Raw genomic sequence first — 14,125 nt, 5'->3', positions numbered from 1 at the left:
GTGTGCTTGGACAAATTCAGGCAAAAAAAAACCCGCATATAGCGGGGAAGCCCAAGAAAAGCCTAGATGTGAGTGTAGTTGATGAGTGAGCTAGCTCTATATGTCGCTTAGCCGGACAACATATAAAGCATTGAGCGAGTAAACACCGCAGCTTTCGTGAACACTGCAGCGCCTTGCTGCAGGGACGATGTTAATCACTTGTTAAAATAAATAACATCTGATGTTATCGCATCCAACCCTTTTACTGGCAGAATGTTCATAAACATGATCCAGTCGACATTTTTAGACGTGTGATATATGAAATTAGACTCATTCGACGCTGATGTTCAGTTAAATGCTGAAGGTTTACGCTGCCCGGAACCGGTCATGATGGTTCGTAAAACAATCCGGAAGATGGCGGAGGGAGAAACGCTGTTAATTGTTGCCGATGACCCGTCAACAACCCGTGATATCCCGAGCTTTTGCCGTTTTATGGATCATACGCTGGTCGCTTCCGAGGCCGATCAGGTTCCATTCCGCTACCTGATCAAAAAAGGCGTGTCCTAAGACACGCCCCAAAATTCTGGCTATCCTCTTTTTCAAATTTATCTGCCTTTAATAAACAGTTTCACTCTGCTGGTTTGCCAGTTCTTTTTTTAGCCGCTCATTTTCATGCTGCAGCTCTCGCATCCCTTTTTTCATTGGCAGTACGTAACGTACCCGGATAAGGGCATCTATAGACAGGTAAAGTGTCACTATGGCTCCGACAACCATCGGCTCCCACATATCTGTTAACACCATACCGAGAATATTCAGCGCAAGGGCGCAGTGGAAAAGCCAAAATTGACTTTGTGGTGAGATAGCGAGGAATCGGGCCATAACACTCTCCTTTTTGAACAGTTGTCGGCCTCGGGATTAACCCTAATCAAGAGAGTCAATCCCGGTATCACCACGCTATCATGAAGGCAAATATGCAACCATATTGCCGGTCACAATTTACACGACATTAAAGCCCGAGATAGGCAGCTACAGCCAATCCTGCAAACAGTACAGCAGTAATATTTCGTATTAGGGTCAATGGCAATTTATCTGCCGACATTTTACCGATCATCACGACAGGCACATTTGCCAACAGCATACCGATGGTAGTCCCCAGGACAACGGAGAAAAGTGAGTCTGAAAACTGAGCTCCCAGAACCGTCGTAGCAACCTGTGTCTTGTCACCTATCTCTGCAATAAAAAACGCGATAAAGCTCGCAACAAACGGCCCTTTTCGGCTGCTAACCGTTTCATCGTCCAGTTTATCCGGGATGAGCGTCCAAACAGCCATAGCAGCAAAACTGACCACAATGACCCAACGAAGTACTTCCGGCTTGAGATAGTCAGAAACTACAACCCCCAACCAAGCGGCAAGCGCATGGTTGAGCAACGTAGCAAATAAAATGGCAAGAATAATAGGAACCGGTTTGCGATAACGGCTGGCAAGAACCAGAGAAAGTAGCTGGGTTTTATCGCCAATCTCAGCGAGGGCCACGGTTGTGGCAGACAGTGCAATTACATTCACGACAAAGCTCTTCGGGGCAGGGTTAATAATTCTGAGACAACGGAATACCTGCACGCCCCACCCCGGTTCGTGCGGATTCCGTTGGTCTCGTCAAACCCATCATCAGATTAGGTCACAGCCACCATGAAGATTTTGCTTCAAATATGTTGATGACTGTCCTGCTGGCGCAGGAGACTACTCCCCAAAGGAGCCGTGATGATATCGGCACAGTAACATCCTTGCAACCCCGGTTTGCCTTGTACAATTTCACCCATATAAAAAAACCGGAGTGCTTGAAACACTCCGGTTCTTTAGTCCACAGAATAACAGTTGTTATTTCTGGGCCAATGGGGTCAGCACGATTTCAACACGGCGGTTTTGTGCGCGGCCTGCATCAGTTTTATTGCTGGCAATTGGGTGAGCCTCACCCATCCCCTGGGTGGCAACACGGTTAGGCGCCACGCCCATTTGGATCAGGTAGTTACTTACTTCACTGGCACGTACTTGGGAAAGACGTAGGTTGTACGCCTCAGAGCCCTTGCTGTCAGTAAAGCCAAATACATTCAGCTTGGTGTTTTCATATTCTTTGGCAACCAAGGCGACACTGTTCAGTACATTCTTAGCAGCATTGCTCAGGTTGGTCTGGTCAAAACCAAAGGTAATTTCGTTTGGCAGGTTCAGAATAATATTGTTGCCATCACGGGTTACGCTCACACCAGTGGCTTTCAGTTGTTGACGTAATTTCGCTTCCTGCACGTCCATGTAATAGCCAACACCACCACCCAACGCAGCACCAGAAGCAGCGCCGATCAGTGCACCCTTACCTCGGTCACTTTTACTTGATGAAGCCACACCAATTACCGCACCGGCAACCGCACCGATAATTGCACCACTGGTACCTTTGGCTGTTTCCTGCTCACCGGTATATGGGTTAACAGTACTGCATGCAGAAACGGCAAACAAAGCAGCCAGGGCAACCGCACCGTTACGCAGGTTTTTAGTAGAGAACATATTCAGTTCCACGGACGTTTCCTCCAGAAAAACGACATCGCTTAAATTCTATCCTTCCCGCAGTTTACCCCTGACTCACTTTCTAAACATCAGGGAAGTGTCAAATTAGCTGGATTTCCTAGACATACAGAGCAAATCTAAACCGAATTGCATTTCATCTCGCCCAGCGTGCCGTAAGGATGAACAAAAAACACTCATACCCCTACTCCCTGAACGGGTCGCGGGGTATACTGGATTGTTATTTCATTTTCGACATCAACAAACCTCGCGAAGCTGACAATGCAGAAATTCGATATTAAGACCTTTCAGGGCATGATCCTGGCGCTTCAGGATTACTGGGGCCAACAAGGTTGTACCATTGTGCAGCCACTGGATATGGAAGTGGGCGCCGGTACTTCACACCCTATGACCTGCCTGCGTGCAATCGGCCCTGAGCCAATTGCCGCAGCTTACGTCCAGCCATCTCGCCGCCCAACTGACGGCCGTTACGGCGAAAACCCCAACCGCCTGCAACACTATTACCAGTTTCAGGTAATCATTAAGCCTTCTCCAGATAATATCCAGGAACTTTACCTGGGTTCTCTGCGCACTCTTGGTATCGATCCTGAAGTTCACGATATCCGTTTCGTAGAAGACAACTGGGAAAACCCTACGCTTGGTGCCTGGGGGCTGGGTTGGGAAGTTTGGCTGAATGGAATGGAAGTTACCCAGTTCACTTACTTCCAGCAGGTTGGCGGTCTCGAGTGTAAGCCGGTTACCGGCGAAATCACTTACGGTATCGAGCGACTTGCAATGTACATCCAAGGTGTCGATTCCGTTTACGATCTGGTATGGACTGACGGCCCACTGGGTAAAGTCACCTACGGCGATATTTTCCACCAAAACGAAGTTGAACAGTCTACTTACAACTTCGAACATGCCGATGTGCCTTTCCTGTTCTCTTACTTTGATCAGTGTGAAAAAGAATGCAGCGAATTGTTGGCGCTGGAAAAACCACTCCCACTGCCAGCTTACGAGCGCATCCTGAAAGCCGGGCATGCATTCAACCTGCTTGATGCCCGCAAGGCCATCTCTGTTACAGAGCGCCAGCGTTATATCCTGCGTATCCGTACCCTGACCAAAGCAGTAGCAGAAGCCTACTACGCGTCCCGCGAAGCCCTTGGCTTCCCTATGTGTAAAAAAGATAAATAAGGATACGTCATGGCTGAACAAAATTTCCTTATTGAGCTGGGCACAGAAGAACTGCCACCAAAGGCACTTCGTACCCTGGCTCAGGCATTTGCCGACAACTTCGAATCCGAACTGAAAGCCGCAGATCTTAGCTTCGAGTCGATTAAGTGGTTCGCCACCCCTCGTCGTCTGGCAGTTAAAGTAAACAAGCTTGCCCAGCAACAACCTGACAAGGTTGTTGAGAAGCGTGGCCCGTCAATTGCACAGGCGTTTGATGCAGAAGGTAACCCTAGCAAAGCTGCGCAGGGTTGGGCCCGCGGAAACGGTATTACTGTTGAACAGGCAGAGCGACTGGTTACTGACAAAGGCGAATGGCTTCTGTTCAAGCAGGAAGTTAAAGGCCAGGCAGCAGAAAATCTGCTGGTAGGTATGGCTGATACTGCGCTAGCCAAACTGCCTATTCCTAAGCCAATGCGCTGGGGCGACAAAGACACCCTGTTTATCCGTCCGGTTAAAACCCTCACTATGTTGCTGGGTGACAAACTGATCGATGGCACTATTCTGGGCGTAAAGTCTGATCGTGTTATCCGTGGCCACCGCTTTATGGGCGAGCCAGAAATGACTATCGATCACGCAGACCAATACGAAACTCTCCTTGCTGAGCGCGGAAAGGTTATCGCTGACTATGAGGCACGTAAGGCAACTATCCTTGCGGATTCAAAGAAGGCAGCAGAAGTTTGTGGCGGTAATGCAGACCTTGAAGACGATCTGGTTGAAGAAGTGACTTCCCTGGTTGAGTGGCCGGTTGTCCTGACCGCTTCTTTTGAAGAGGAATTCCTGAAGGTTCCTGCTGAAGCTCTTGTTTACACCATGAAGGGTGACCAGAAGTACTTCCCAGTTTATGACGCTGAAGGCAAACTGCTTCCTAAGTTCATCTTTGTCTCAAACATTGAGTCTAAAGAGCCTCGCCACGTTATCGAAGGTAACGAAAAGGTAGTCCGCCCTCGTCTGGCAGATGCTGAGTTCTTCTTCAACACAGACCGTAAGCGTCCGCTGGTTGATCGCCTGACTGAACTGGACAATATCCTGTTCCAGAAGCAACTCGGTACACTGCGAGACAAGACAGACCGTATCACTGCTCTGGCTGGTTACATTGCCGGTAAGATTGGTGCCAACGTAGAACATGCCGAGCGAGCTGGTCTGCTGTCCAAGTGTGATCTGATGACATCCATGGTATTCGAATTTACCGATACCCAGGGTGTAATGGGCATGCACTACGCACGCCATGACGGTGAACACGAAGATGTAGCTGTTGCGCTGAATGAGCAGTACATGCCACGCTTTGCCGGTGACCAACTGCCATCATCAGCTATCGCATCCAGTGTTGCACTGGCAGACAAACTCGATACTCTGGTAGGTATCTTCGGTATTGGTCAGGCACCTAAAGGTGCAAGTGACCCGTTTGCCCTCCGTCGTGCTGCGCTGGGTGTACTTCGCATTATCGTCGAGAATGGTTTCGACCTGGATCTGGTCGATCTGATTGCCAAAGCCAAAACGCTTTATGGCGACAAACTGACAAACAACAAAGTAGAAACTGACGTTGTGGAATTCATGCTGGGCCGATTCCGCGCAATGTACCAAGACCTGGGTTACAGCGTTGATATCATTCTGGCGGTTCTTGCTCGTCATCCAACCAAACCTGCTGATTTCGACAAGCGCGTTAAAGCTGTATCTCACTTCCGCTCTCTTGATGCAGCAGAGTCTCTTGCTGCGGCTAACAAGCGTGTTGGAAACATCCTTGCCAAGTTTGAAGGCGAGCTGTCAGGTACTGTAAATGAAGCTCTGCTTCAGGAAGACGCAGAAAGAGTTCTGGCTTCAGAAGTTGCCGCTCAGGTTGCAGCACTTGAAGATGTGTTTGCAGCAGGCGATTACCAAGAAGCACTCTCCCGTCTTTCTGCTTTACGTGAGCCGGTTGATAACTTCTTTGATGCCGTCATGGTAATGGCAGACGATGAAGCGCTTAAGGTTAACCGTCTGACACTTCTAAATACCCTGCGTGAACAGTTCCTTAAAGTAGCAGACATCTCTCTGCTTCAAAAATAGCACCTGTTTTCGCTGATCGAGCCCTGCAATGCAGGGCTTTTTTTTGACTGTTTGGTGCTACCTGACGACCAGTTTCACGTGAAACGTCCAGAATGGCATCACCAAATTCAACTGTCGTTGGTTCACTCTTTTCAAAGTAACACTTTGTGTTGTAATGTGTGCGAATTGACCAAATAAAATACAACTTTAACCGGGCTGTTTAGTATGGATGTTTCAAAATTCGGAGAAAAATTCACCCAACATTCTGGCATTACACAACTGATGGATGATCTCAACGACGGGTTGAGAAATCCTGATGCCATCATGCTTGGAGGTGGCAACCCGGCAGCGATACCAGAAATGCTTGAATACTTTAAAGCCCTAAGCGAGGAAATGATTGCAGACGGGTCAATGGTTCAAGCCATGACTAACTACGACGGGCCGCAAGGTAAAAACCAGTTTATTGAATCCCTCGCTGAACTCTATCGTCAGACCTATGGGTGGAATATTTCGGCAGAGAACATCGTACTCACCAATGGTAGCCAGACCGCATTCTTTTATCTGTTCAACCTTTTTGCTGGCAAGCGAGCGGACGGTAGCCACAAAAAGATACTCCTTCCCCTCGCTCCTGAGTACATAGGTTACGCAGACGTTGGACTGGAAGAAGATATGTTTGTCTCATTCCATCCCGAGATAGAGCTAATTGAAGGAAGGCAATTTAAGTATCGAATCGATTTTTCATCGCTGAATATTGATGACAGTATTGGCGCTATCTGCGCATCAAGGCCTACCAATCCAACAGGAAACGTTCTAACCGACAGCGAAATTTCATATCTGGATGAACTTGCACGACTCCACAATATACCTCTTATTATCGATAATGCTTACGGAACTCCCTTCCCTAACATCATCTTTGAAGATGTAAAACCGTTCTGGAACGACAACACCATTTTATGTTCGAGCCTATCTAAGCTTGGGCTTCCAGGTGTGCGGTGTGGAATCATCATAGCGAATAAAGAAGTCGTAAAGGCTATCGCCAATCTCAACGGTATTCTGAATCTGTCACCTTCCGGTGTTGGGCCGGCTCTTGGCAATAGAATGATTGTAAAAAATGACCTTTTAAAACTCAGCAATGAGGTTATTCGCCCATTCTATTTAAACAAGGTAAAAAGAACTGTCACTGAGCTCCAACAAGCTATTACAGATAATCGGTTTCGGATCCATAAACCTGAAGGCGCAATTTTCCTTTGGTTATGGTTCAAAGATCTGCCTATAACCACAATGGAATTGTATAAACGCCTAAAGGACAGAGGTGTTCTTATAGTTCCTGGTGAATACTTCTTCGTAGGGATGCAAGAAGATGACAGCTGGCCACACCGTCACGAATGTGTACGAATGAACTATGTCGTAGATGACAATGCAATGTCGAAAGGGATTAAGGTCATTGCCGAGGAAGTTGAAAAAGCTTATCAAAACGCATAGGTTTCACGTGAAACATGAGGTCGCATTGTGCGGCCTTTTTGTTTTTAATGGAGATCCAAATACCGAGCTTCATTTGTACAGCACACGTTGTACGAACAACTCACTAGGTAACTTTTGCAATTAAAACAAAAAAAGGCCGGCTTAGCCGACCTTTTTTACACAAGGCAATTACGGGAAATTATTCTGCTTCGAGTAAAGCCGAAGCACCAATTTCTATACGTCGTGGCTTCTGCTCTTCTGGAATTTCACGCTGCAATTCGATATGCAGCAGGCCATTCTCCATCGTTGCGCCGACCACTTTAACGTTGTCCGCAAGCTGGAACTTTCGTTCAAAGCTACGCTCAGCAATTCCCTGATACAGGTATTTTTTCTCAGATTTTTCTTCTGGTTGACGACCAACCACCAGCAACCAATTATGTTGCTGCGTAATCTCAATCTGAGACTCTGAGAATCCGGCAACCGCCATTGTGATGCGATACTGATGTTCGTCCTGCTGTTCAATGTTGTACGGAGGGTAACCGGTGTTGTTGTTACCGGCACTGTTTTCCATCAGGTTGAACAGGCGATCAAAACCAATAGCAGAACGATACAGTGGTGAGAAATCGATATTACGCATAAAACTATCCTTCTTTAAAGCAATAGATTTTTAGGTTTGCCCTCTAACAAGACAGGCAGGTAATTAGGGACCCCAATCAATGGCAATCCCCTACACCACTATATATGCGGTCAAAAGTTTCTGATTCAACACCACGCTGAAAAAATATTTGCTCTTTTCCACAAGCGAAAAAAAACGCTGCATGACAGCAGCGTTTTATTAGTCTTCACTAGAGAATGGTTACACGTCCAGGTTCGCAACCTTCAGCGCGTTTTCTTCGATAAATGCACGACGTGGTTCAACGTGATCACCCATCAGACAAGTAAACAGTTCATCAGCAGCAACTGCATCCTGGATGGAAACGCGAAGCATGCGGCGTGTTTCTGGATCCATGGTGGTTTCCCACAACTGATCCGGGTTCATCTCACCAAGACCCTTATAACGTTGACGGGACAATCCTCGACCCGCTTCCTTAACAAGCCATGCTAAAGCATCTTCGAAGGTGTTAATTGGCTGTTTGCGCTCACCGCGCTGAACAAACGCTCCGTCTTCAAACAGGCCGTTAAGTTCATTCCCAAGAGCAACAAGCTTTCCATACTCTTTAGAATTGAAGAAGTCGACGCTCATAAGGTATTCATAATCTACACCGTGGGTGCGTACGACAATCTTCGGTTGGTAAGCACCGCTTTCTTCTTCACTGATAACCTCAAAGCGGTACTGGCTGTCACCAATAGACTTTTCATTAAGAATATTGATTAGGTTTTCAGCCCAAGCAGTAACAATCGCCTCGTCTTTCATTCCCTCTTCTGACAGAGACTGAGTATAAACCAACTCATTGAGCACGGAACGAGGATAACGGCGCGTCATACGGTCAATAAGCTTGTACGTAGACTTATACTGCTTAACCAGGTTTTCCAGCGGTAAACCTGCCATTGCCGGTGCTTCAGCATTGACGAACAGGGATGCATTTTCCAGCGCAAGGGAAACTTCAAACTGCTCCATTGCTTCGTCGTCTTTGATGTATTGTTCTTGCTTGCCCTTCTTCACTTTGTAAAGTGGTGGCTGGGCAATATACACATAACCACGTTCAATCAGTTCTGGCATCTGACGGTAGAAGAAGGTCAACAGCAGCGTACGGATGTGCGAGCCGTCGACGTCAGCATCGGTCATGATGATGATGTTGTGGTAACGCAGTTTGTCCGGGTTGTACTCGTCCCGGCCGATACCACAACCAAGTGCAGTAATCAGCGTAGCGACTTCCTGAGAAGAAAGCATCTTGTCGAATCGGGCTTTCTCTACGTTAAGGATTTTACCTTTTAGCGGGAGAATGGCCTGATTCTTACGGTTACGGCCTTGCTTGGCTGAACCACCCGCGGAGTCACCCTCCACAATGTATAGTTCAGACAGCGCAGGATCTTTCTCCTGGCAGTCAGCAAGCTTGCCCGGAAGGCCCGCAAGGTCAAGGGCACCTTTGCGGCGAGTCATTTCACGAGCTTTACGCGCTGCTTCACGAGCACGTGCCGCGTCAATAATCTTGGTACAAACGATTTTTGCGTCGTTTGGATTCTCCATCAGGTAATCAGCGAGTTTTTCACCCATTGCTGATTCCACAGCAGATTTCACTTCACTGGAAACCAATTTGTCTTTGGTCTGGCTGGAGAACTTAGGATCGGGAACCTTCACGGAAACAACGGCAGTCAGACCTTCACGGGCATCATCACCGGATGTACTGGCTTTGGCCTTTTTCAGGTAGCCTTCTTTTTCCATGTAGTTGTTCAGCGTACGGGTAAGAGCAGCCCTGAAACCGGCTAAGTGCGTACCACCATCACGCTGAGGAATATTGTTGGTAAAGCAGTAGATACTTTCCTGGAAACCGTCATTCCATTGCATTGCCACTTCAACAGATACACCGTCTTCGCGCTCATTTACAAAATGGAAAACAGCGCCATTAATAGGTGTCTTGTTACGGTTAAGGTGCTCAACGAAAGCACGGATGCCACCTTCATACATGAAGTGGTCTTGTTTACCTTCTTCACGTTCATCGCTCAGATTGATAGAAACACCGGAGTTCAGGAACGAAAGTTCACGCAGGCGCTTGGCCAGGATATCGTAAACAAAAGTAATATCGGTAAAGGTGTCGGAGCTTGGCCAGAAACGAATGCGTGTACCGGTTTCATCGGTATCACCAACGGCTGCCAGAGGCGCATCTGGCACACCATGACGGTAAATCTGTTGGTGTTTCTTACCATGTCGCCAGATGGTCAATTCAAGCTTCTCAGACAGGGCGTTTACAACGGAAACACCCACGCCATGCAGGCCGCCGGAAACTTTGTAGGAATTGTCATCAAACTTACCACCAGCGTGTAGAACAGTCATGATAACTTCAGCTGCTGACACGCCCTCTTCCGGGTGAATATCAACCGGGATACCACGTCCGTCATCTTTAACAGAGACTGAACCGTCTTCGTGGATGGTTACCTGTATATTGGTACAATGGCCTGCGAGAGCTTCGTCGATCGAGTTATCAACGACCTCAAAGACCATGTGGTGCAGACCGGTACCATCGTCAGTATCACCGATATACATACCCGGACGCTTACGAACGGCATCCAACCCTTTGAGAACTTTAATACTCGACGAATCGTAATTATTGGACATTGGTTACTCTCGCTTTCTTTACCCTGCGGTTATTTTGCCATGTTCCACATGAAACATCCTGCTATTTTCGCTGCACATTTCGGCAACCTGATCGGCACTGATTGCACTGACAAATACCTGTGCACCCGTTGCCTTTAACTCGTCTGCCAACAAAGCTCTTCGTTGGCTGTCGAGCTCTGAAGCAAAATCGTCAATTAAATAAATACATTGCTTACCGGTTCGCTCTGAAAAGTGCTGTCCCTGCGCCAGCCGCAATGCACACACCATGAGTTTCAGTTGCCCCCTGGACAGCCTGTCTTCAACGGGTGTGTTCTCCACACGGATACGTATATCCGCACGGTGCGGCCCGCCAACCGTATACCCCAACTGCCTGTCACGCTCAAAATTATCAGCGAGCAATTGGCCGTAGTCGGCTTCCTTATCCCAGCCGCGGGTGTAGCTGAGACGAATTTCGAACTCAGGCAAAAACGCCTGGCTCAGTTGAGATGCCTTTTCAGTTAACGCACCGATGTAATCTGCGCGCCAGGCATCAATCTGGTTAGCAAGCGGTACGAGCTCGTTATCCCAGTATTTGAGTTCCCTGTAGCTTCGCGCTGTACGCAATAACGCATTGCGTTGTTTTGTCAGCCGCTTCAGCCGAGCCCAGGTTTCATAAAACTGCGGTTCGAGATGGAATACACCCCAGTCAATAAAAGCACGACGGAATTTAGGTCCACCGGTCAGTAATTCAAACCCTTCGGGGGTAATAAGCTGGAGAGGCAAAATCTGTGCAAGCTGGGCGAGCTTCTGCCCCCCTTCCCCGCCTATTTTGACCTCACTGGACCCGTCCCGGTGTTTTAGCAGGCCAACAGGCAGTTCGGCTTTGCTGTCCGCTATTTTACCATGCAGAACCAGTTTTTCCTGGGTGTGTCTAACCACCCTTCCGGTTAACTGGCTCCTAAAAGAACGTCCGTGCCCGAGGTAATAAACAGCCTCCAGAACACTGGTTTTACCGCTGCCATTGTCCCCTACAAGAAAATTAAAGCCTGGAGACAAACTAATGTCACAGGCTTCAATATTCCGGAAATCATGAATGATCAGTCTGTTCAGTGCCATACGGTTACAACCGGATAGGCATCACCACGTACTGGCTCTGTTCGCTGTCGCAGTCTTCGATCAAGGTACTGGAGATGGCATCGTTCATGGAAAAACGAACCTGGTCGCACTTAAGTGTATTGAGCACATCCAGTACGTAGCCAACGTTAAAGCCGATTTCCAGATCAGAACCGTCAAAACGGACATCCAGAATCTCTTCAGCTTCTTCCTGCTCAGGGTTGTTAGCCTGGATACGCAGGACATTGTCAGCCACATTCAGCCTTACGCTGCGGAACTTCTCATTGGAAAGGATGGCGGCACGTGAAAAGGCCTGGCGCAGTTCATCACAATCCGCTTCAAGAATGCGTGTTGTGGCCTGCGGCATTACACGACGGTAATCAGGGAAACGGCCGTCAACCAGCTTGGAGGTGAACACAAAGTTGTTGAGACGAGCTCGAATATTAGCCCCGCCAATCTGCAGTTCAACAGGCTGCTCTGTGGCTTCCAGAAGACGCATCAGTTCGATAACGCCCTTACGGGGAACAATGACCTGCTTGTCACCAGGAGCGGCTTCCAAAGAAGTTGTTGCCACGGCCATACGGTGGCCATCGGTCGCGACAGAACGAAGGGTCGTTCCGTCAGTTTCGAACAACATACCGTTCAGGAAGTAACGGACATCCTGGTTGGCCATTGAAAACTGGGTAGCATCAATAATTGCACGTAACTGGCCCTGCTGAAGTGTCAGGGTGATTTCACTCTGCCAATCTTCAATATTGGGGAAATCTGCAGCCGGTAAAGTTGAAAGTGAGTACCGACTACGCCCTGAGCGTACAATTATGCGATCGCCATCAAGCTGGACGGTAATATTGGCACTGTCTGGGAGACCACGGCAGATATCGAGGAATTTACGCGCAGGCACAGTTGTGTTGCCAGCGTCATGCTCCCCGTCAAGGGCAACATGGGCAATCTGTTCTACTTCCAGATCGGTGGAAGTCATGATCAGTTCGCCATCTTTAACCTGAATCAGGATATTACCCAGAATAGGCAGCGTAGGACGGCCGCCAAGCATGCCGCATACATGTTGCAGCGGCTTCAGTAACAGTTCTCTTGCTAAGGTAAATTTCATATCAGGATGACAGTGTTCTTATCAGGTTTGAGTAATCTTCTTTAATGTCATGACTCTCTTCACGGAGCTGCTCAATCTTGCGGCAGGCGTGGAGCACCGTGGTATGGTCTCGGCCACCAAACGCATCACCGATTTCCGGCAAACTGTGGTTGGTCAGCTCTTTTGACAGCGCCATCGCGACCTGACGAGGCCTCGCTACGGAGCGAGAGCGGCGCTTGGAGAGCAGGTCAGACATTTTAATCTTATAGTACTCTGCCACTGTCTTCTGAATATTATCGATAGTGACAAGTTTTTCCTGAAGCGCCAGCAGGTCACGCAGGGCTTCACGGACAAAATCGATGGTAATGGCGCGGCCGGTAAAGTTAGCGTTGGCGATTACACGGTTCAGCGCACCCTCAAGCTCACGCACATTGGATCGCAATCGCTTGGCAATGAAGAAAGCCACCTCATCGGGCAACCGGATATTATGGTCCTCAGCCTTTTTCATCAGGATTGCAACCCGGGTTTCCAGCTCCGGCGGCTCAATGGCAACGGTCAATCCCCAGCCAAAACGGGACTTAAGGCGATCCTCTACCCCGCTTATCTCCTTCGGGTAACGATCCGATGTCAGGATGATCTGCTGGTTACCTTCCAACAACGCGTTAAAAGTGTGGAAAAACTCTTCCTGTGAACGCTCTTTGTTGGCGAAGAATTGAATGTCATCGATCAGCAACGCATCGACACTGCGGTAATAGCGCTTGAACTCTTCAATGGCGTTGTTTTGCAGCGCCTTCACCATGTCCTGAACAAAACGTTCGGAGTGCATATACACCACGCGGGCATCGGCCTTACGCTGGACAATGGCATTCCCGACAGCATGAAGAAGGTGGGTTTTACCCAAGCCAGTCCCGCCGTAAAGGAAAAGCGGGTTATAGGCAGCACCCGGGTTATCCGCAACTTGCCTTGCAGCGGCAAGTGCCAACTGGTTCGACTTACCTTCTACAAAGTTAGTGAACTTGTGCTTAGGGTTAACGTTTGAGCGGTGCGAGATGGCCGGCATGACCGGAGAGGCTTCTTCCCAGCTGCGGTTGACTGAAGGACGTACCGGTTGAGCATTGAATGCAGACGGTGCAGCCTGAACAGGCGCTGCTGCCTGAGGAGGCGGTGCGACAGGTACCACGGGGCGGCTGCCCACTTCAAAACGAAGCATTGGCAGATCGTTCCCACAAAACTCATTCAACAGCTGGTTGATCCGATCGAGGTACTTATCACGCACCCAGTCGAGCACAAATCGGTTAGGTGCAAACAGAGTTAGAGTGTTGTCGTTCAACTCCGCCTGTAGTGGACGCACCCACATGCTGAATTCTGTTGCCGGGAGTTGCTCCTGAAGGCGCTGTAAACACTGCAACCATAGCGAAGATGACAC

Annotated in this window: 12 protein-coding genes; 4 read left to right on the top strand and 8 right to left on the bottom strand. The window is 48.6% G+C overall.

Annotation, left to right across the window (positions count from 1 at the left end; genetic code table 11):
- The first annotated feature begins 297 nt into the window (after positions 1-297).
- On the top strand, positions 298-546 hold the full coding sequence (gene tusA, locus NF212_RS00060; protein WP_434357745.1) for a sulfurtransferase TusA: 249 nt from the start codon (positions 298-300) through the stop codon (positions 544-546).
- A 48-nt stretch (positions 547-594) separates the two neighbouring features.
- On the opposite strand, the gene NF212_RS00055 is transcribed toward tusA, so the two are convergent.
- The 3 genes from NF212_RS00055 to NF212_RS00045 form a co-directional block, all read right to left on the bottom strand.
- The gene (locus tag NF212_RS00055; protein ID WP_434357743.1) at positions 595-858 is read right to left on the bottom strand and encodes a hypothetical protein; all 264 of its coding nucleotides are present in this window, start codon (positions 856-858) and stop codon (positions 595-597) included.
- Positions 859-985: 127 nt separating this feature from the next.
- Complete coding sequence (locus tag NF212_RS00050; RefSeq protein ID WP_434357741.1) at positions 986-1,543, bottom strand: TMEM165/GDT1 family protein; 558 nt, start codon at positions 1,541-1,543, stop codon at positions 986-988.
- Between the two features lie 312 nt (positions 1,544-1,855).
- The gene (locus tag NF212_RS00045; protein ID WP_434357739.1) at positions 1,856-2,545 is read right to left on the bottom strand and encodes an OmpA family protein; all 690 of its coding nucleotides are present in this window, start codon (positions 2,543-2,545) and stop codon (positions 1,856-1,858) included.
- A gap of 267 nt (positions 2,546-2,812) precedes the next feature.
- Between NF212_RS00045 and glyQ the strand changes: the two genes are divergently transcribed.
- The 3 genes from glyQ to NF212_RS00030 all read left to right on the top strand — a co-directional run bounded on the left by glyQ (position 2,813) and on the right by NF212_RS00030 (position 7,267).
- A complete protein-coding gene (glyQ, locus tag NF212_RS00040) occupies positions 2,813-3,724 on the top strand; it encodes a glycine--tRNA ligase subunit alpha (protein WP_434357737.1) in 912 nt (303 codons plus the stop codon).
- Positions 3,725-3,733: 9 nt separating this feature from the next.
- Positions 3,734-5,806 (top strand): glycine--tRNA ligase subunit beta, encoded by a 2,073-nt coding sequence (glyS, locus tag NF212_RS00035; RefSeq protein WP_434357735.1) that lies wholly within the window; start codon positions 3,734-3,736, stop codon positions 5,804-5,806.
- 204 nt (positions 5,807-6,010) lie between these two features.
- Positions 6,011-7,267 carry a valine--pyruvate transaminase gene (locus tag NF212_RS00030; protein ID WP_434357733.1) on the top strand — a complete coding sequence of 419 codons (1,257 nt, stop codon included), beginning with the start codon at positions 6,011-6,013 and terminating at the stop codon, positions 7,265-7,267.
- 178 nt (positions 7,268-7,445) lie between these two features.
- Here the strand turns inward: NF212_RS00030 and ibpA are convergent, their stop codons facing one another.
- The 5 genes from ibpA to dnaA form a co-directional block, all read right to left on the bottom strand.
- Positions 7,446-7,883 carry a small heat shock chaperone IbpA gene (ibpA, locus tag NF212_RS00025; RefSeq protein WP_434357731.1) on the bottom strand — a complete coding sequence of 146 codons (438 nt, stop codon included), beginning with the start codon at positions 7,881-7,883 and terminating at the stop codon, positions 7,446-7,448.
- A 219-nt stretch (positions 7,884-8,102) separates the two neighbouring features.
- The gene (gene gyrB / locus NF212_RS00020) at positions 8,103-10,520 is read right to left on the bottom strand and encodes a DNA topoisomerase (ATP-hydrolyzing) subunit B (RefSeq protein WP_434357729.1); all 2,418 of its coding nucleotides are present in this window, start codon (positions 10,518-10,520) and stop codon (positions 8,103-8,105) included.
- Positions 10,521-10,538: 18 nt separating this feature from the next.
- Entirely contained in the window at positions 10,539-11,615 is a 1,077-nt protein-coding gene (gene recF, locus NF212_RS00015) for a DNA replication/repair protein RecF (protein WP_434357727.1), read from the bottom strand.
- A gap of 4 nt (positions 11,616-11,619) precedes the next feature.
- Entirely contained in the window at positions 11,620-12,720 is a 1,101-nt protein-coding gene (gene dnaN / locus NF212_RS00010) for a DNA polymerase III subunit beta (protein ID WP_434357725.1), read from the bottom strand.
- Between the two features lies 1 nt (position 12,721).
- Positions 12,722-14,125: a chromosomal replication initiator protein DnaA gene (gene dnaA / locus NF212_RS00005; protein WP_434357723.1), complete on the bottom strand. Its 1,404-nt coding sequence runs from the start codon at positions 14,123-14,125 to the stop codon at positions 12,722-12,724.

Origin of the sequence: Parasalinivibrio latis (assembly GCF_036825535.1) — a bacterium.
GTDB classification, from domain to species: domain Bacteria; phylum Pseudomonadota; class Gammaproteobacteria; order Enterobacterales; family Vibrionaceae; genus Parasalinivibrio; species Parasalinivibrio latis.
This window is presented reverse-complemented; position numbering and strand designations above follow the sequence as displayed.